Raw genomic sequence first — 18,783 nt, 5'->3', positions numbered from 1 at the left:
CAAAGACGGATTGGCTGTGCCGGGATAAGGGCGGCTTATGACGTCCGCGACGCCCCTGTCACCACAGGTTCAGGGCAGCGCGCTCAGCTCGGGCTCGGGCGTGGAAGCGACCGTGGCGGCCAGGTCGACCACCAGCTCCAGCAGGATGTCTTTCACGGCCTGCGCGGGCTCCGACAGCGGCAGGTGGTCGGACTGGCACAGCGCCAGCGGCGCCTCGATCACCGGATCGACGATCGGGAACTGCCAGGCCCCGCAGCTCGCGACCACCTCGCGCGCCATCGACGCGGGCAGGATGGTGGCGCCCAGCCCGTCGGCAATGGCGGCGGTGAGCGTGAACGCCGATTCAATCTCCGCCACCACCCGCGGCACCATGCCCGCGCGCACGAAGGCCGCGTCGACCAGCTTGCGCACCACGTTGTACGGGCGCGGCAGAAAGAGCTCGATGTCGCGCAGGTCGGCCAGCTTCACGGGTTGCGAAGGTGCCGGCATCGACGCCGGCCCCACCAGGTACAGCGGCTCCTTGATGAGCGGCACGAACGCCAGGCCGTGGATGGCCTTGTCGCCGTACAGCACGGCCAGGTCCATGCGGCCGTTCATGATGAGTTCGCTCAGCGTGGTGCCGTAGTTCTCGTTCAGGTACAGCAGGATGCCCGGATGGCGTGCGCGCACGGTGCGCAGCAGCGGCAACGACAGCGCGGAAGCCGCCGTGCCCGGCGCCAGCCCCACCGACACCTGGCCCGAGAGCCCTTCGCCGGCGGCCTCCATGTCGACACGGGCCTGCTCGCACTGCCGCAGGATGATCTGCGCATGGCGGTACAGCACCTTGCCGGCTTCGGTGGGCGTCACGCCGCGCTTGGTGCGCACCAGCAATTGCTGGCGCACCTCGCCTTCGAGCGTGGCCAGTTGCTGGCTGAGCGCGGGCTGGGCGATGAAAAGAACTTCGGCGGCCTGCGTGAGGCTGCCGATGTCCACGATCTTCACGAAATATTTGAGGCGTCGCAGGTTCACGCCTTGTCCCCAAGCAAAACCCAAGCCTAGCACCGCGCTTGCGCACTGGGTATGCGGGACCACCCGGGCAACGGGTGTGGGAGCGCTCCATAAGCTGCGCCTATACGACCAGTGCAAAACCGTCTTGGCCTCGCCACGTCGATGTGCGTACCGTTCGGTCCATGCACTCTTCAGCCTCTTCGAACCAGGAAGCCATGTGACCACGTCCCGCATTGCCGCCCGCGTGCGGCGCATCAAGCCCTCGCCCAGCACCTCGGCCGCCGACCGCGCCAACGAACTGCGCCGCCAGGGCAAGTCGATCGTCAACCTGGTGGTGGGCGAACCCGACTTCGACACGCCGCCCCACATCCGCCAGGCCGCGGCCGCCGCCATCGAGCGCGGCGCCACGCGCTACACGCTGATGGCCGGCACCGTGGAGCTGCGCGAGGCCATCGTGGCCAAGCTGCAGCGCGAGAACGGCCTGCGCTACGCCATGAACGAGATCATTGCCACCAGCGGCGCCAAGAGCGCGATCTACAACGCCTTTGCCATCACGCTGGAGCCGGGCGACGAGGTGATCATTCCGGCGCCCTACTGGGTGTCGTACCCCGACATGGTGCTGGCCTGCGAAGGCGTGCCCGTGACCGTGGCCTGCCCCGAGGCCCACGGCTTCAAGCTGACGCCCGCGCAACTCGAAGCGGCCATCACGCCGCGCACGCGCTGGCTGCTGCTGAACTCGCCCAGCAACCCGACCGGCGCGAGCTACACGGCCGCCGAGTACCGCGCGCTGGCCGACGTGCTGGCGCGCCATGCGCATGTGATGGTGATGACCGACGAGATCTACGAGCACATTCGCTTCGACGGAGAGGCCACGCCGCACATCCTTGCGGTGGCACCGGGCCTGCGCGAGCGCACGCTGCTGGTGAATGGTGTTTCCAAGACCTATGCCATGACGGGCTGGCGCATCGGCTATGCGGCCGGGCCGGTCGACCTCATCAAGGCGCTGGACACGCTCCTGTCGCAGTCCACCGGCAACTGCTGCTCGGTGAGCCAGGCCGCGGCGGCCGCCGCGCTGAACGGCGACCAGAGCTTTGTGAGCGAGAGCGTGGCCGTCTACAAGCAGCGGCGCGACCGCACGCTGGCGCTCATCAACGCCATTCCTGGTCTGAGCTGCGCCACGCCGCCCGGCGCGTTCTACCTGTACGTGAACTGCGGCGGCCTCATCGGCAAGACCACGCCCGAGGGCAAGCCCCTGCAGGAAGACGGCGACGTGGTGATGTACCTGCTGGAGAGCGAAGGCGTGGCCCTGGTCGCGGGCACCGCGTACGGGCTGTCGCCCTACTTCCGTCTTTCCATTGCCACGTCGATCGAGACGCTGGAAGAAGGCTGCAAGCGCATTGCGCGTGCCGTGGCCGCAATGCGCTGAGCGCGCGCCTCAAACACATACAAGGACGACCCATGCCCTACCAAGCCATTCGCAAGAACCCGTCGGCCCCGCAAGTGTCGGCCAGCATCATTGCCGCGCTGCAAGACATTCCGGTGGCCGCGCTCAGCGACAACATGCACCGCAACATCGGCAGCGTGGGCCTGCAGCCTTACCACCGCCCCGGCGCAAAAACGATGGCCGGCACGGCCGTGACCGTGAAGACGCGCGGCGGCGACAACTTCACGATGATGCGGGCCTTCGAGTTCTGCCGGCCCGGCGACGTGCTGGTGATCGATGCGGGCGGCGACGTGACCAACGCGGTCATCGGCGGCATCCTGTCGTTCTATGCCGCGACCATCGGCACCGTGGGCGTGGTGCTGGACGGCGCCATCCGCGACGTGGCCGAAATTCGTGCGCGCGACTACCCGGTGTATGCGCGCGGCGTGAACCACCGCGGCCCGTACAAGGACGGCCCGGGAGAAATCAACGTGCCGGTGTCGGTCGGCGGCATGGTGGTGAACCCGGGCGACATCGTGGTGGGCGACCAGGACGGCCTGATGGCGTTCCCGCGCGACGAGGCCGAGCTGTTGATAGAGAAGGCGCTTGCGCACCTGCAGACCGAGGCGCGCACCATCCAGGCCATGACGGAAGGCCGCTGGGACCGTTCCTTTCTGGATGCGCTGGAAGCGCGCTGCGCCAACTGAAGCCGCTCAGGCGGCCGCGCTGCCTTTGCTGACCAGCGCCCACAGCGCCTCGGCCACCGGCGCCATGTGCGCCACTTGGCGGTACAGGCGAATGTCGACCGGCACGCGCCAGCCGCCTTCGCCCGCGTCCAACAGCGCACCGCTGCGCAGGTCGTCCGCCACCAGGCTCATCGGCAGCCAGGCCAGGCCGCGGCCTTCGAGTGCCATGGTGCGCAGCAGCGCGGCATGGTGGGCGGTGAACACCACCTGCAGCGACGCGGCGAAGTGTTTGCCGAACGCGCTGTCTTTCTCCTGCATCGCCCGCATGATCCGGCCCAGGCCGGAGGCCTCGCTGTAGGCCAGCACGGCGGGTGCTTCCACACCGCCCAGCGCGTGCAGCGGCGCGCCCTCCTTGCTGGGCGCAGACACCGGCACCAGCACGTCGCCGCTCAGGCGCTGCACGGGGTACTGCGCGTCGTCGAGCCGCCCCGGCGCGCCCGCATGGCCGTGGCACAGCACAAACTGCACGCGGCGCTGCAGCAACAGGTCTTCGCAGGCGTACGAGCTGTCTGACACGGTCTGTATCGGCCCCATCTGCAGCCCGGCCTCCACGCTGCCCAGCCAGCGCGGAAAGAAGGTGAGCGACAGCACATGCGTGGCCGCAAAGCTCAGGCTGGCGGCGTCGAGGTCGTGCGCGGCGCGGGCCTGGGTGCGCGCCGCCTGCAGGCCGGCCAGCACGTCTTGCAGCAGCGGCTGAAAGCGTTGGCCGGCGGCAGTGAGCGTGGTGGGGTGCGCGCTGCGGTCGAACAAGTCGACGCCCACCCATTCCTCCAGCGAGCGAATGTGGCGGCTGAAAGCCGGCTGCGCAATGGCGCGGGCCTGCGCGGCCCGGGAGAAATTGCCGGCCTCGGCCAGCGCCTGGAAATCTTCCAGCCATTCGAGGTCGAGCGGTCGGTTGCCGGGGCCCATGCGCGGTGCCTTTGAATAGTTGTATGCGATTCGAGTATTGGACGGTGCCGGCCCCCTCGGCCGAAGATCCGGCAACCCTTCCGCTTTCGAATTATCGCGAGCCCACGCACCCCTCCACCCATCATGAAAATCGTCAACATCCTCGAGTCCACGCGCCCCATCAAGTCGGACATTCGCAACGCCTACATCGACTTCTCCAAGATGACCCTGAGCCTGGTGGCCGTGGTGACCGACGTGGTGCGAGACGGCAAGCCCGTCATCGGCTACGGCTTCAACTCCAACGGGCGCTACGGCCAGGGCGGACTGATTCGCGAGCGCTTTCTGCCGCGCCTGCTAGAGGCCGAGCCCGCGTCGCTGCTCGACGAGACCGGCGACAACCTCGACCCCCACAAGATCTGGGCCCGCATGATGATCAACGAGAAGCCCGGCGGCCACGGCGAGCGCTCGGTGGCCGTGGGCACCATCGACATGGCCGTGTGGGACGCCACCGCCAAGATCGCGGGCAAGCCGCTCTACCAGCTGTTGGCCGAGCGCTACGGCACCGGCACACCCGACCCGCGCGTGTTCGTGTACGCGGCCGGCGGCTACTACCACCCCGGCAAGGGCCTGGAAGGCCTGCAGCGCGAGATGACCAGTTACCTGGAACGCGGCTATTCGGTGGTGAAGATGAAGATCGGCGGCGCCTCGCTGGCCGAAGACTGCGCGCGCATCGAGTCGGTGCTGAAGCTCCTCGGCCCGGGCCAACAACTGGCGGTGGACGCCAACGGCCGCTTCGACCTTCAAACGGCACTCGACTACGGCCGCGCACTCTCGCCGTACCCCCTGTTCTGGTACGAAGAAGCCGGCGACCCGCTCGACTACGAACTGCAAGCGCAGCTGGGCGAGGTGTACGCCGGCCCCATGGCCACGGGCGAGAACCTGTTCTCGATGCAGGACGCGCGCAACCTCATTCGCCACGGCGGCATGCGGCCCGACCGCGACTGGCTGCAGTTCGACTGCGCGCTGAGCTACGGCCTGGTGGAGTACCTGCGCACGCTCGACATGCTGAAGGCCCACGGCTGGTCGGCCACGCGCTGCATTCCGCACGGCGGCCACCAGATGTCGCTGGCCATTGCGGCGGGCCTGGGCCTGGGCGGCAACGAGAGCTACCCCGACCTGTTCCAGCCCTACGGCGGCTTCCCCGACGGCGTGAAGGTCGACAACGGCTACGTCACGCTGCCGCCGCTGCCGGGCATCGGCTTCGAGGGCAAGGCCGACCTCATCGCGGAGATGCGCGCCCTCGCAAGCTGATTCGACAGAAGACCAGGGATCAGGGTTGAAAGCCCGAGCGGCGCACCACCGGCTCCCATTGCTGGCGGTAGGCTTTGAGCATCTGCGCGGTCTCGGCCGCGGTGCTGACCACCGACGTGATGTAGAGCGCGTCGGCCGCCTTCTGCAGGCCCGGGTCTTTCATGACGTCGTGAATTGCGCCGGCCAGCAACTGCACCTTGGCGGGCGCCATGGTGCTGGGCGCGAAGAAGGTGTTCCAGCCGTCGGCATCGATCTTCATGCCGGCCTCGCGGAAGGTCGGAATGTTGGGCGCGAAGCTCGCGCGCTTCTTGCCCGACACGGCCAAAATGCGCACCTTGCCGGCCACGTGCTGCGCCATAAGCGAGTCGAGCGTGTCGATGGCAATGGGCAGGTTGCCGCCAATCAGGTCGGCCGACAGCGGCGCCGAACCGCCGTAGCCCTTGATCTGCGGCTGCACGCTCAGCGCGTCGCCCACCATCAGCCCGAAAAAGTGAGGCAGGCTGCCGGTGGCGGGCACGCCGAACACGGCCTCTTCCGGGTGCGCCCAGAGCCGGCCCACCAGGAACATGGCGCGGTCGAGCTGCAGCTTGTTGCCCACAGCCAGCGCAAAGTCGTAGCTGCTGACCTGGGAGACGGGCACAAAGTCTTTGTCGGGGTCGTAGCCCGCGTCCTTGAAGACCAGCGGCGCCACCACCATCACGGCGGGGTTGCCGAGCATCAGCACGTTCTGCCCGGCGGGTGCGCGCTTGACCTCCTTGGCCGCGAGGCGGCCGCCCTCGCCGGGGCGGTTTTCCACGCTCACCTTCACGCCCAGCTTGGGCGCGAGCCGCTCGGCGATCAGGCGCGCCATGCGGTCGGTGCTGCCACCGGGCGCGTAGCCGACCACCAGGGTCAGCGGGCCGTCCAGCGCGGGTGTCTGTGCCTGGGCGGCGTGCATGGCGGGGGCGCAAGCGGCCAGGGCAACGCCCCATGCCATGAGCTTTCGCCGGGAAAAGAATGCGGACATGGAATCTCCTGCGGGCCGAAGGGGTTGGGCGTTTGTTTGGGGGCGCGGTGCACAACGGGCACGTGCAGCGTCTTCAAGGCGAGAATCAGCCGCCTGATTGTTTCTTATCGTGCATATTTGTTACCGATTTATACATATGCACAAACAGTTGATCTAATCCATCACTTGCTCGCCGAGGCGGGCGGACCACACTCTGGCTACTTGTTAATCCATCCGTATGCAAGCTTTCCCCGACGCAGACGCACTGCGCGTGCCCCGCACCCTGGACGACCTGCTGCTGTACCGGCTGTCGCGTGCCGTGCGCGCGGGCAGCGGCATGGCCACGCGGCTGGTCGAGGGCGGCTTCGGCATCACGCGCCGCGAGTGGGGAATGATTGCCACGCTCGCGCAGGAAGGCGAGATGACCTCCTCCACCCTGGCCACGCACCTGCACCTGGACCGCGTGCGCACCTCGCGCGGGCTGCGCAGCCTGGTCGACAAGCAACTGGTGGAGCGCCGCCAGGATTCGGAAGACCGGCGCGAGGTGCATGTGCGCCTGAGCGCGTCTGGCCAGCAGCTTTTCGGCCGGCTGTTTCCGCGCATCGCGGGCTTGAACACCGAGCTGCTGGCGGGCATTGCGCCCGCGCACCTCGACATCTTTCTGCAATGCCTGCAGCACCTGGAGCAACGCGGCAGCGAGCTGATTGCGCAAGGCGCGGTCGCGGAGAAAGCCGACCGCAGATCGGGCGGCACGCGGCACCGGTGGCCTGAGCGCGGCTGAGCCCTGCGCGGGCGCAGCGCGGGCCGCGTGCGGTATCAGGCCTTGACGTCCAGCGTGCCGCCGATGGGCACGCCTTCGGCGTTGGTACGGAACGCGCTGGAGGACGACGTGCCGTTCGCTACCGCCTTGGCCTCCTGTGCCATTGCGGTTTTCTGCATGTCCGCCGCCTGCACCGCCTTGATCTGCGCCTGCAGCATCGCAAGCTGCGTGGTCAGCGCCTGCAGCTGCTGCTGAACGGCCCGGCGCGCATCGCCATCGGGCGTCTCGACCAGGGTCTTCTGCGTGGCGGTGATCTGCTTTTGCGTGGCGACGATCTGGCGTTGAATCTTCGCAACTTCGGCGGCGGCGCCGCTCCCTGTTGCGGCTGTGCTCGAAGCACTGATGGCGGTCAGCATGTGAGTCCTCTGAAGAGTTGTTGTGTATCGGAGGACTATCGGCAGCCTGGCGAAAAAATGAAGGGCTGCGTGCTGCCGATTTCTCCCTCTTGAAATTTGGCGGCGCAACGCCTAGATTCATGGCCGTCGGAAATTGGTCAACCGAAAAAGGAGTACTGAAATGACCATGAACTTGCTCAGGCAAATTGCGGGCTCTCGGCTGCCCGTTTCGTTCTACCGCAACGAAGACATCGACAGCGTGCGCGTGCTGCGCGCCGCCGGGTTGGTGGTGGCACTGGTGCCCTCCCCCGGCGACGCGCTCGGCATGCCGGGCACGCCTGCGTCGGCCCAGGTGCTGGCGGTCACGCAGAAGGGGCGCGAAGAGCTCGCGCGCTTCGACTACCCCTTCCAGGCCTCCCACCCCGACGCCCGAGCGCCGCGCTGGCGCTGGCGCATGCCCAGAATCAAGACGCTGAATTTCGCCCGCCGCTCGGGTGCGCCTTCGACACCGCGCGAGCCCGCCAGGCCGCAATAAAAAGCCCGCGTTTCTCGGGTGCACCCGTGGGGTCTTGAAACCCTGTGACAAGCACCTAGATCGTTCACGGACGCGCCGGTGACGCTGCCGCGCCCGCGCTCCGGTTCAACTTTCACGGAGGTTTTCGCCATGTACCGATCCTTGTTTCCTCGCGACCTGTTCGCGGAAATGGACCGCCTGCAGCGCGACGTGCAGCAGGCCTTTGACTTGTCCCCCACCATCCGCGGCTTTGCCCGCAACGGCTTTCCGGCGCTGAACGTCGGCAGCACACCCGAAGCGCTGGAGATCTACGCGTTTGCACCGGGCGTGGAGCCGTCCACGCTGGAGGTCAACCTGGAGCGCGGCCTGCTCACCATCTTAGGTGAACGCAAAAGCGCATTGCCCGAGGCCGACGACAAGGCCGCCGTGCACATCAACGAGCGCTTCGAAGGGGCCTTTCGCCGCGTGATGACCCTGCCCGACGACGCCGACCCCGACGCGGTGGATGCCAAGCTGCGCGACGGCGTGCTTCACATCACCGTGCGAAGGCGCGCGTCGGCCCAGCCGCGCCGCATCGCCATTCAGTGACCACCAGGAAGGACACACACACCATGAGCAACAACGACAACCACCGCGTTCAAAAGGCACAGGAAGAGCGCGCCCCTTACAGCGACGCCGCGCTCACGCCCGCCGTGGACGTGATCGAAGACGCCAACGGCATCACGCTCTACGCCGACCTGCCGGGCGTGAGCCGGGACAAGCTCAACCTGCACGTGGAGGCGGCCACGCTGACCATCGAGGCGCAGTCTGACCTGGCCGTGCCGCAGAGCCTGAAGTCGAGCCACACCGAAGTCGGCCTGGCCCGCTTCAGGCGCATGTTCACCCTCAGCAAGGAACTGGACACGCAGAACGTGGCGGCCGAGCTGATGCACGGCGTGCTGAAGCTGCGCATTCCCAAGACAGCGCACGCGCAGCCGCGAAGAATCGACATTCAGGTCGCATAGCGGTACAACGAAAGGGACGGCTGCGGCTGTCCCTTTTCTTCACATTGCCCGCCGTGACGCCTTAGCGTGCCAAGCGTGGGATGCGACGCGACGCGCACAGCTGCGGTCAGCGCGGCGAATAGCGCACGCATTCGGCAAAAAAATCGTCGAGCTGCGTGGACTTGTCGAACACACCGTCGGCGCCCAGCGCAAGGCACCGCGCCCTGATTTCAGCTGTCGGGTAATTGGTCAACACCAGCACATGTTGGTTCGCGCGCCTTGCTTGGCAATGGCGCAATACGGACAGCCCCGAGCCGTCTTTCAAGAAAAGGTCGACAACCGCGAGTTGCCAGGCGTCTTGATGGGCATCGAGAACCTGCTCCGCTTCGAGCGGCGACTCGGCAACCGCAACAACGTTGCACTCCGCCAATTCGACGAGTGCGGGAATCAGGTTGTCCCTGATCCTTTGGCTGTCCTCTACAAGAATGGTGATGAGGGGCATCGGAAGACGTCAACGTGCCGGGCACGGATTTTCTGGATACGATGAAAAAAACAATTTCAGGTAGCCGAATCTACGGTGCGAGAAGTCGAGCGCTGTAGTCCCACACCGCGTCATCGACGCGGTTGAAACTGAGTCGCAATAGCGCGACCGCCGAAAGAGCCCCATGCCACCACGCCGCAAGCCAGTTCCGGAGAACAAAGCTACTCCGAAGGCGGACGTCTTGAAAAAGAACAAGCAGGTTGCGCAAGAGATTAAGAAGGCCGCAGACGAGCTGGTGGTTGTGCATGCGGTGCTGGAGAAAGAGCTGGGTGAAGACCCGCACTCGGAGACGGTGGACCAGGCGGTTGCGCATACGGCGCAGATTGAGAAGCGGCTGGATCGATCGGCCAAGGAGTTGGACGAGGTCAATCGGGAGTTGGAGGGGGGTGGGGGGAAGGGGAAGCGGGAGGGCGAGTAGCTCGGATGGGCAACTTGCGGGGCTTCTTGCCCGGTTTCGTAGCGGCAATAGCTTTGGGTGTGATTTGCTGGTACAGGCCCGAAAGTGCGCGACCGATACCAGTCTGGTCGCTAGGCATCGCCAGTCCTGAGGTAGATAGCGCTGCGCCCGAAAAACCGCTCTCCGCAATGAAAAAGTCCCGCCGCAGGGACTGCGCGGGACTTTCAAAAACTGCCAGGGATCAATTCTGGCGGAGAGTGTGTCCCATAACCCTTGTCCGACCAAGTCTGATGACGTCCGTAAGCTGTTGTTTTAGCTAGATATTTTTTAAACGGCGTCCGATGCGATCCGGCCGAATCCGATAGCATCCGGCGCTTTATGTGGGCACAATGTGGGACAGAGAACTGTTGGACTCGCCACATGCCCAAGATCGCCGCTGAACTCTCCGCACGCGCCGTCGCAGCCTTCAAGGCTGACGGCCGTTATGCCGTCGGCGGCGCTCCGGGCCTGCACCTTCGAGTTGCGAACGGCCACCGCGGCTGGGTGCTTCGCATCATGGTGGGTGACCAGCGTCGCGATCTCGGACTGGGTCCATTTCCCGAGACCGGCCTCGCGGAAGCTCGTAAGAAAGCGAGGGAGATGCATCAGATGGTCCGGCAAGGCATCGACCCTTTGGTCACCAAGCGCGCCATACGCAGCACGCTGAACGCCCGGCAGGCCAGCGAGAAAAAGTTCGACTGGTGTGTCACCGAATTCATTCGCGCCAAGTCTGATGAATGGAAAAACCCAAAGCACCGTCAGCAGTGGGAAAACACTCTCGAAACCTATGCCTCCCCCTACGTTGGGAACTTGCTGGTCCAAGACATCGACCTGCAGCACGTTCTCCTTTGCCTGAACCCAATCTGGAAGACAAAGAACGAGACCGCGTCCCGCCTGCGTGGCCGGATCGAATCCGTGCTCGACTGGGCGGCGGTCTGTAAGTACCGGACAGGCGAGAATCCGGCCCGTTGGAAAGGCCACCTGGACAAGGTGCTTCCCGCACCGGCGAAGATCCAGAAGGTGCAACATCACCCTGCGGTAGCTATCGACGACATGCCCGCGTTCATCACGGCACTCCAAGAGCGTGTCGGATTGTCTGCGCGTGCGCTGGAGTTCGCCGTCTTGACAGCGGCACGATCGGGAGAGGTGCGTGGCGCTACCTGGGGGGAAATCGACATGGGCGCGAGTATCTGGACGATCCCAGGCTCACGAATGAAGGCAAAGCGCGAGCACCGAGTTCCCTTGCCCGAGGCCGCCATCAAGATCTTGAAGGAGTTGCCAAGAGTTGAGGAAATCGACGACGCCAAAGGTATCAAGGACAACGAACTCCTCTTCCCTGGATCCAAGGGAAAACCGCTTTCCGACATGAGTCTCACAGCAGTGATGCGCCGCATGGCGATCGAAGCCGTCCCGCATGGCTTCCGATCGACCTTCAGGGATTGGGCCGGCGACCGCACAGACTTCCCACGCGACCTTGCCGAGTTTGCGCTGGCTCACGCCATCGAAAGCAAGACCGAAGAAGCCTATCGCCGCGGCGATGCCTTGGAGCGTCGTCGCGTCATGATGACCGCTTGGTCGGCCTTCATCGGCTACCCTGACCCAATCGCCTCATCCGATCCGGCGGAGTCAAGCACCGTCGCTGACGATGACATATCTTCGGTCCCACCACCAGTTCAGTGAATCGATTCTTCTCATGACTGAGAGCGAAGCAACCAAATCGCCAACGCCACTGCCACTGCCGGCCATGCAAGAGCGACGGTCGTCCAAACTCCATGTGGTGGCCCTCCCCCCAGTCAACTTCATCTCGTGCGACGAGCTTGCTCAACAGATCGCTGATGCCCTTGACCGGTGGCGTTCGAACGGCCGAAGTGGATATCCAGCGCGTCGTGTTGCCTGGTCAGACGCCGCCGCCGCAGATTCTCCCTACCCTCGGTCGAAAGCCGCTCGGATGCTCGTCCAGCATCTGCGCCAATACCGCGGAGCGCCGTATTCCGCTCGATGGGACCCATCTATGGTCAGTCTCAAAGAGAGCGATCCCCACCTGGATGCGTGGCTCAACGAGGTTGGGCGCCGAACCCGTGATCTGCAGGCCTGGGTGGACAGGGGAGAGATCGCAATTTTTGACAGCAACTGGGTGAAGTGTCGGCGTGTCGGTTATGACACCTATGTGAAACGTCCGGACGCGGTTCGGTACTGTCAGCAGTCCGGGCTCGAAGTAGCTGAACACCAGCCCGCAACAAGCGGTACGCGCAGCAACCCGGCGGCGGCATCGGATTCAATGATCGGTCCCGAGCCGTTACTCCCACAGAACGCTGCTACCCCACAAACTGCGTCTCAGCCCCACATCCTTTCCGCCGCGCCCAGCGACGATAGTGAGAAAACTAATGCTCCCGCGCCGAGAGGTACCATGCTACGCCCCAAAGTAGCTATGGTGCGTACAGGGCTGGCTCGATCGACCTTTTACGAGCGCCAAAATCCCAAGAGCCGGTATTTCGACCCCAGCTTTCCAAAAGCTCGCTCTTTGGGCGAGGGATCTGTTGGCTACTTGGAAACTGAAATCGACCGTTGGATTGCGGCCCGTCCAGCGGCAAGGCGCTAGCTAAGAGCTCGTGGGCAGCCTCGCACTTTGCGCAAGCCAGTAGCGTTGGCATTCACAGCATCGGGCGAGTTCTAGAGGATAGAGCATTTCCGCTGTAAAAATTCGCATGAATGAACCCACACTTTGGCTCGATCAACTTCGTACTGATCTCCAATTTATCAGCGGCCCTTACCAATTTTCGAATCAGGGTGAGCGATATCTAGCGGTAGGGCGTTGGCATAACTACGCAGGCCTAGCCCTGGGTTTGCCGGGCTCTCCAACCTCCGACGTAGGAGAGTGGTTTGTTAAGTTGGGAGAGGCAGACGTCGCGATTTCAGCACTCACCCGCCTCCGCAATCGCCCATATCCCGTCACCGAGGTTTTGACGCCCGAAAAGCTCAAAAAAATTGTTGCACATCGCCATATCGAAGCCATCGCTGCATTGATTCCTTTGAAACTCGTACTCGACGAGACCAGCCGTGTCTGGCAAAGGCTTGAGGGCGTCCAAAATCTTCGGGGGCCGTTCGATGGCGGGTGGAGTTGGCGACCTCGGTTGGAATCTATATTGGATTTCTTTCCAGGAGGATTACCTTCGATGCTGGAACGATTGCGTGAGTTGATCCACCCCGCATCAAACGGTGGCTTTCCAAAGACAGATGCCCAGCGCGAAGAGTGCTTGGAACTTCAAAATATTCTTAATGAAACGGTTGACATATGTCGGGAGCTTTCTTTAAACAAAACTAGGCTCCCCCTTAATGCTGTTGATGGGATGAATCATCGTCAAAGGCGCCTCCTTCAAGTACGCCGCGACGAGTATGAGTGGAAACGTCAACCAAAAAAAGTATGTGACCGCTGGCTCCGCCTATCAAAATCCGTGCTCAAGCAGCACAAAAATATTTACGCGACTTACTGTGTTTTATATCTCGATAATTACGATGCGACATCGAAACCCGCCATTAATAACGGCCGCGAGCCCGAACTTGTTGCCAAACTGATTGCTCTGGCAGACGATCTGATCCGCGAGATCAAGATGATAGCGATTGGGGTTGCTTATTTTAAGAAGTTGGATTGGACACCACATCTCGGCAACTTTTATACATTGATTCTGCTTCATTCCGAAGAGTATGACCAGAGTACTGGTGCTACCATATTTCACCTCGTTGAAAATTTCTGGATACGCAATGCAGGCGCCAAAATCGCATCACACTTGGCGACACCCAGGAAAAGTCGTCCCGCCACCGACAGCCTTCGCATCAACGATGCAATCCAATTCCGCATATTTGAGCAAGTCCTCATATTTCTGACTATGAGTGCGCAGCAGGCACGTATTCGGTATGACGGAAAGTTAGAGCGATTTCGCTGTGAACGTCTGCAGATTGAGCGGCACAGTTCGTCCAAATCGCCATGGACCAAAGGACTTCTCAACGAAATTCGGATGGAGCGCGGTGGACTTGGGCGAGCGGACCCTCTTGATCCTCGAAATAAAGGCCCCTTTGTCACTGCCATTTTGATGATGATCGATCGGTGGCTGAACAAATTCATTCGCACGAATGGCAAGCCGCTTTTTGAGATATCCCATGCCAATGGTATACAAACCTTGAAGGCGGGTGGTCTTGGCCAGCAACTTATCACGTTATTCAGAGCCATTCCTCTGCTGGTCGGCAATACAGTAAACGCTAACCCCAGCCTTGGGGGTTGGTATCCACTTCATCACTCGGAATTGCAACAAGAACCAAAGACCCAATTATTTCTTACCCTCAATCATCTCTTGGACGCTCGAGGACAAACCGATCAAACAGGTTGGTATCAAGTTCATCCGGAGGTTTCCGTACCCCTGCTCAACAATTGGCTTCGCGGATTGCGGAAGATTTTCCAATTGCGATTCAAGGCAAAGATTGATTACTGGAACCAGACAGCGCATCGAACACACCGAAATTTGCATCGGGTGATGGTGAATGAGTTTTTTAAAGAACATGATAACTGCTTGATTCTGCAATTTGATCTTTCTCAATCGAGCTTGGGTCCCGTCGTCCTTCCTAGCGAGTTGACGAAGGACCATCGGCGATTTGGAGACACCCTGCAGCATTGGGTCAAACGCCTTGAAGCACAACGGCTTCCAACTGCCCGCATTGTCGTGCGTATCGACGTGGACCCTCAGACGCAAGAGTTGATTGGCAGAGGCCTCTTGCTCATGAATTCGAAAGCTAATTGGTTCGAAATCTATGCGCTTATAAGTGGCGAATGGGAGCAGGTCGAAAAATCCGTCTTGAGGGAGCCGGCCGCGCCGAGTCAGTCGAGCCCGACGACGTTCACTCTTTCACATCTTCTTCCTCCGCCGTCAGCGCCTAGGTTCAAACACTTCTATTACACCTCAAATTCTTATATCCTTGATCCGGCAGCTCGAGTTAGGCGGCGGGTAGCAATGCTTGGATTGATCCCGCAAATCGAACGTTTCAACTTTGAACATTTCGGTTGGTCCATGTTCGTATGGAATTTTGACGAAAAGGGTCGCTCACGTATCATCATGCATGCTGAGTAACCGCGCAGGGCCCCATCCGACTGAGCCACCCTTTCACTGGAGAGATTGGGCCGGACAGCCCTCACCTCACCTGCTCATCACTACGAGCCGATCGACCTTTAACTGCAGCACGGCCATGACCAAGACCTCGTACTCGAGCGCGCACAGAGAGAGCATTGCCGCATTCTTGCGCTTAGAAATTGATGTGAAAGCCAGACTTGATGAACTGTATTTTCAGAGAAGAACGGAACTTCGTACCCAAATCAATGACTTCGTTCAGTCGTTAAGAAACGGAGGCCTCAATGACGAGGAAATCAAAGGCGGCTTGGTCGAATTCTTTCGCCCCTTCGAATTGAATCTCAACCGTGGGAGGAAGTGGATATTTAGAACGGAGGATGACCAACTGTGCACCAACCCTGAAGATTCAACGCATCATTGGTGGACGGGCAAGGGTGGGCCAACACCAAGTTGGGCAACTGACGCCTATCTCAATACTGGACTGAGCTTGGCGAGAATTCGCCAGATTAAGAGCGATCGCAAAAAGAAACGCACTCGCTCCAAAAGCGGTAATTCATAGCACCTTTGACATATCGACGTTTGCACGCCGCATTCAAATAAGTAGGTGCTTCCTCTTCAGAAAGCGGGGAGTGAGAGGAGCTTCTTTATGCTTCTGAAGACGGTGCTCGGATGCTGTACGTCATCAGTACGCCAATCCGCTTACATGCTGTTGTTTGCGAAATCGGCGCCTTCTTCTTCGGACGACTTAGGTGTTTCATCTGGGGACGCCCCTCCTACGTCATCAACGCAAAGAAGCCGTCTTTAGCTGAATAGAGGTGCAGTTCGTGAATGCCATTTTTGACCGTAGCCCCCCGAAATACCACCTCCCGACCGCAGCGAATTTCTGAAGTTCCAGTCTGTACCGGACAGTAGAAATCGTGGTCAAGCATTATCTAGAACTACAGCTCTCTGATGGCCTCTCAATGTAAATTTTCGCCGTATTTCGAGATCATCTCCAAAGCGGGGCGTAGTAAGTTCAAAGTTTCTCCTCTGGAGCCTCTGCTAGCGTCAGGCGCTAGCTTGCCTAGAAGCGAACAAGACAACCTCGACGGCTGAAAAAGTGAGGTCTGGATTACTAACTTTTTTACGCTTTTGGGTGATGAGTATGGTGGAGCACCATAGATTCTCATCGGGCAAATTCTCTGCGGGAGTAATCGGCAGCGCCACCAACACTTTCGGATCTTATGCTATTAATGCAACTATTAGTGCATGTTCACCATCAATGCCAGTGTGTTAGCAGCACCCTTTAAATAGCTGCATATAGCACACGCTAGTACCGTTGGCTGAGATCCGATTCTGCAACACAGCTGTTCAATCAATTCGATTGACTAGCTGTGCTACTCACCTACTCAAGAGCGTGCAATGCAAACTGTCCCTCCTAGACCTCAGGCAATACCCTCCATAAACTTCGATGCCATCAGACGCTCCTCCAAGGACAGCACGATTCAATCACACTCGGTCGATGGGAACACCCATTACAAAATAACCGAGGACTACTCTTTGACTGATGCGCTGGGCCGCATAGAGTTTATTGCCGAGGAGTTGTTGAAAGATGACCTGCCCCTGTTTGACGTTCAGGTCACTGCTGGCAAGGCGGGCGTCTATTCCACTCCTCTTTCAACGGCTTTGATAGAGGTCCTGAAAACAGATGTGACGGTAATCCACGAACGGTTTCCGTTCTATGTGTATCATCCCTACATTGCCGTATTCATGCGGCTGGCTCAGAAGTACGACCTCTACCATTGGGCGTCTATTTATCACTCCCTCAGCAACAATGAACGGGTCGACGTCGCACGTCGAGTAAATCACATGTGCGAAGCGCTCAGGGACGAATGCAGGAGCAAGGCATTCAAGAAAAGCATGAAGGGGCATCTGGCTCTGGTTCGAAAGAACCACAAGAGCCTGCACCGCTACATCGATGCGCTGTTCGTGACCTATGCCCGTTTGCTGGTGATCCGTATTGACCTCGATTACCTCAAGGGTGCTCAGCCTGCTCGAGACTGGACTCAGGCGAGACAGCACCGCAAGCAGATAATTGTATTTATCAACAAGGAGTTGCCCCGCTTACTGCAGTCTGAATTTGCTCAGGCGGCTGGTCAAGGCTCCATAAAGGTTCCTGGGTACGTCATATGCGCTGAATACGGCGCTGACGCAGGTTGGCATTTTCATGTGACGCTTTTGCTCAATGGAAATGATTCGTGCCGTTCTGTTGACATTGCCCGCCTCGTTGGAGAGCATTGGAACAAGCAAATAGCGCAAGGGGTAGGACGCTACTACAACTGCAACGCCCATCCCTCGAAATACAAGAGCTGGGGCATTGGCGACGTCCACTGGTGGGATATGGAAAAGCGCGAGGGCCTGCGCGTAGCGATTGCCTATTTTGGCAAGGCGGACTATTACGGCAACGGCTTGATCCAGGGCAATGACCGGTTCTTAAGCAGAGGCGGAATGCCCAGGGAAAAAAAGAAGCTGGGGCGTCCTAGAAGCGCGCCGTCTCGGGTCGGTGTTCCTGAAGCGCCGGATCTGCAGGGTACGGCACTGCGGGCCGCCTTGCTACTGCCTCGGATATGGCAGACAGAAGTCCCGTTCTAGGACTTTGACCCTGCGGCACAGCCAGACGAGCTCAGGGGGCGCAGCCAAAGCCGCGCAGCGCAATCGCGCGGCGAACCCATCTCGATCCTGCCGGAACCGGTCGATAACGATCCTGTCCACATAGCAATACGTGGACGAGATGAGAGGCGAGAAGACAGCGAGCCGACGGCGGGTATAGCTGAGAGTTCAAGCATCAGGAGATGGCCGAATGCGACGTCGCCGGTGCGTCCGTAGCCAAGATGGGGATGTCACACGGCATCAACACCAATGCCGTCCACGGCTGGCGCAAATCTGCTCGTGAAGCCGGAGCCGGGGTCGTCACGATCAACGACGAGTCTCCATCTTCTTTCCTCTCGGGTGCACAACCTCTTTATGAACAACATTCAGATCGCCAGCCACCTCAGCTTCAAAACACAACCCGAGATTGATACAAAATGATACATTAGTCATCAAAAATGAGGAGCGAGCATGTTTACGTCCCCTACCGATCAGATCGTCATCATGATCGATGACGAGATCGAGAGTCTGATTCGCGATATTGAATCAGCACCCCAGTCCACGCACCGCGCGACGCTGGTGGAAGATCTCCAGTCCACCGTGCTCGACGCAGTCCTTGGCCCATTTGGCGTCAGCAGCGCCATGTTCAAGGACGTCGACGGCGGAAACATCACGACGCTCCACAACTTTGAGAAGGGCGTCACTGCAAACGAATCCGACCGTGCTCGCCACGAGGACTGGGAAGCGGCGCAAACCTCCAGTTTCGACCGAACCGACTACGACGCACAGAGCAAGGCCCAGCGAAAGCCGCAGTTCAGCGCGCACGGTCCGATTCATGATCGCTACACCGGCAAGGAGTTGCCCAAAGACGGCCAGGCGCAACGCGACCATGTGGTGAGCGCACACGAGATCGAGATGTCCTCGAAGGGCCACCTCGCGCAGGACTGTTGGCGCCGGCCGAAATTTGACCCACCTGTGAGGGTTGTGCCGCTTCAAATTTGACCCGGGTGTTCAGCCTACCCTGCTGCTTTTTTAAGCGGTGGGGTATCAGGAGTGATCACTATGGCCATGA

20 protein-coding genes are annotated in these 18,783 nt (G+C 60.8%); 15 read left to right on the top strand and 5 right to left on the bottom strand.

The window, feature by feature from the left end; all coding sequences use genetic code 11:
• Window positions 1–69 precede the first annotated feature (69 nt).
• Window positions 70–1,008 (bottom strand): nitrogen assimilation transcriptional regulator NAC, encoded by a 939-nt coding sequence (gene nac / locus VLK31_RS25750; protein ID WP_409171312.1) that lies wholly within the window; start codon window positions 1,006–1,008, stop codon window positions 70–72.
• Window positions 1,009–1,204: 196 nt separating this feature from the next.
• Here nac and VLK31_RS25745 point away from each other — a divergent pair, with 196 nt between their 5' ends.
• Entirely contained in the window at window positions 1,205–2,413 is a 1,209-nt protein-coding gene (locus tag VLK31_RS25745) for an aspartate transaminase (protein WP_409171311.1), read from the top strand.
• Between the two features lie 32 nt (window positions 2,414–2,445).
• Window positions 2,446–3,117 (top strand): RraA family protein, encoded by a 672-nt coding sequence (locus VLK31_RS25740; RefSeq protein WP_409171310.1) that lies wholly within the window; start codon window positions 2,446–2,448, stop codon window positions 3,115–3,117.
• Between the two features lie 6 nt (window positions 3,118–3,123).
• Here VLK31_RS25740 and VLK31_RS25735 read toward each other — a convergent pair whose 3' ends face one another.
• On the bottom strand, window positions 3,124–4,065 hold the full coding sequence (locus VLK31_RS25735; protein ID WP_409171309.1) for a LysR family transcriptional regulator: 942 nt from the start codon (window positions 4,063–4,065) through the stop codon (window positions 3,124–3,126).
• 123 nt (window positions 4,066–4,188) lie between these two features.
• On the opposite strand from VLK31_RS25735, the gene VLK31_RS25730 reads away from it, so the two are divergent.
• A complete protein-coding gene (locus VLK31_RS25730) occupies window positions 4,189–5,355 on the top strand; it encodes a mandelate racemase/muconate lactonizing enzyme family protein (protein ID WP_409171308.1) in 1,167 nt (388 codons plus the stop codon).
• A gap of 19 nt (window positions 5,356–5,374) precedes the next feature.
• On the opposite strand, the gene VLK31_RS25725 is transcribed toward VLK31_RS25730, so the two are convergent.
• Window positions 5,375–6,361, bottom strand: coding sequence for a tripartite tricarboxylate transporter substrate-binding protein (locus VLK31_RS25725; protein ID WP_409171307.1), 987 nt, complete (start codon window positions 6,359–6,361; stop codon window positions 5,375–5,377).
• A 217-nt stretch (window positions 6,362–6,578) separates the two neighbouring features.
• Here VLK31_RS25725 and VLK31_RS25720 point away from each other — a divergent pair, with 217 nt between their 5' ends.
• Window positions 6,579–7,121, top strand: coding sequence for a MarR family winged helix-turn-helix transcriptional regulator (locus VLK31_RS25720; RefSeq protein ID WP_409171306.1), 543 nt, complete (start codon window positions 6,579–6,581; stop codon window positions 7,119–7,121).
• 35 nt (window positions 7,122–7,156) lie between these two features.
• Here VLK31_RS25720 and VLK31_RS25715 read toward each other — a convergent pair whose 3' ends face one another.
• A complete protein-coding gene (locus VLK31_RS25715; protein WP_409171305.1) occupies window positions 7,157–7,516 on the bottom strand; it encodes a FlxA-like family protein in 360 nt (119 codons plus the stop codon).
• A 160-nt stretch (window positions 7,517–7,676) separates the two neighbouring features.
• On the opposite strand from VLK31_RS25715, the gene VLK31_RS25710 reads away from it, so the two are divergent.
• From VLK31_RS25710 to VLK31_RS25700, 3 genes are all read left to right on the top strand, one after another.
• Window positions 7,677–8,030, top strand: coding sequence for a hypothetical protein (locus VLK31_RS25710; RefSeq protein ID WP_409171304.1), 354 nt, complete (start codon window positions 7,677–7,679; stop codon window positions 8,028–8,030).
• Between the two features lie 129 nt (window positions 8,031–8,159).
• Window positions 8,160–8,597 (top strand): Hsp20/alpha crystallin family protein, encoded by a 438-nt coding sequence (locus VLK31_RS25705; RefSeq protein WP_409171303.1) that lies wholly within the window; start codon window positions 8,160–8,162, stop codon window positions 8,595–8,597.
• Between the two features lie 23 nt (window positions 8,598–8,620).
• On the top strand, window positions 8,621–9,013 hold the full coding sequence (locus VLK31_RS25700) for an Hsp20/alpha crystallin family protein (RefSeq protein ID WP_409171302.1): 393 nt from the start codon (window positions 8,621–8,623) through the stop codon (window positions 9,011–9,013).
• A 106-nt stretch (window positions 9,014–9,119) separates the two neighbouring features.
• Here the strand turns inward: VLK31_RS25700 and VLK31_RS25695 are convergent, their stop codons facing one another.
• Entirely contained in the window at window positions 9,120–9,494 is a 375-nt protein-coding gene (locus VLK31_RS25695; RefSeq protein WP_409171301.1) for a response regulator, read from the bottom strand.
• Between the two features lie 220 nt (window positions 9,495–9,714).
• Here VLK31_RS25695 and VLK31_RS25690 point away from each other — a divergent pair, with 220 nt between their 5' ends.
• The 8 genes from VLK31_RS25690 to VLK31_RS25655 all read left to right on the top strand — a co-directional run bounded on the left by VLK31_RS25690 (window position 9,715) and on the right by VLK31_RS25655 (window position 18,713).
• Window positions 9,715–9,951, top strand: a complete 237-nt coding sequence (locus VLK31_RS25690) for a hypothetical protein (protein WP_409171300.1) — start codon at window positions 9,715–9,717, stop codon at window positions 9,949–9,951.
• A 399-nt stretch (window positions 9,952–10,350) separates the two neighbouring features.
• The gene (locus VLK31_RS25685; protein WP_409171299.1) at window positions 10,351–11,649 is read left to right on the top strand and encodes a tyrosine-type recombinase/integrase; all 1,299 of its coding nucleotides are present in this window, start codon (window positions 10,351–10,353) and stop codon (window positions 11,647–11,649) included.
• Window positions 11,615–12,568 (top strand): helix-turn-helix transcriptional regulator, encoded by a 954-nt coding sequence (locus VLK31_RS25680; RefSeq protein ID WP_409171298.1) that lies wholly within the window; start codon window positions 11,615–11,617, stop codon window positions 12,566–12,568. The genes VLK31_RS25685 and VLK31_RS25680 overlap by 35 nt, the downstream gene beginning before the upstream one ends.
• A gap of 106 nt (window positions 12,569–12,674) precedes the next feature.
• Window positions 12,675–15,086 (top strand): hypothetical protein, encoded by a 2,412-nt coding sequence (locus VLK31_RS25675; protein ID WP_409171297.1) that lies wholly within the window; start codon window positions 12,675–12,677, stop codon window positions 15,084–15,086.
• A gap of 115 nt (window positions 15,087–15,201) precedes the next feature.
• Window positions 15,202–15,642 (top strand): hypothetical protein, encoded by a 441-nt coding sequence (locus tag VLK31_RS25670; RefSeq protein WP_409171296.1) that lies wholly within the window; start codon window positions 15,202–15,204, stop codon window positions 15,640–15,642.
• An 842-nt stretch (window positions 15,643–16,484) separates the two neighbouring features.
• A complete protein-coding gene (locus VLK31_RS25665; protein WP_409171295.1) occupies window positions 16,485–17,714 on the top strand; it encodes a hypothetical protein in 1,230 nt (409 codons plus the stop codon).
• A gap of 200 nt (window positions 17,715–17,914) precedes the next feature.
• Window positions 17,915–18,142, top strand: coding sequence for a hypothetical protein (locus tag VLK31_RS25660; protein ID WP_409171294.1), 228 nt, complete (start codon window positions 17,915–17,917; stop codon window positions 18,140–18,142).
• Between the two features lie 40 nt (window positions 18,143–18,182).
• Window positions 18,183–18,713 carry a hypothetical protein gene (locus VLK31_RS25655; protein ID WP_409171293.1) on the top strand — a complete coding sequence of 177 codons (531 nt, stop codon included), beginning with the start codon at window positions 18,183–18,185 and terminating at the stop codon, window positions 18,711–18,713.
• Window positions 18,714–18,783 lie beyond the last annotated feature (70 nt).

This window comes from Variovorax sp. H27-G14 (genome assembly GCF_046156345.1).
Classification (GTDB): domain Bacteria; phylum Pseudomonadota; class Gammaproteobacteria; order Burkholderiales; family Burkholderiaceae_C; genus Variovorax.
Note: the sequence above shows the minus strand (reverse complement) of the source record. Positions and strands in the feature narration are given on the sequence as shown.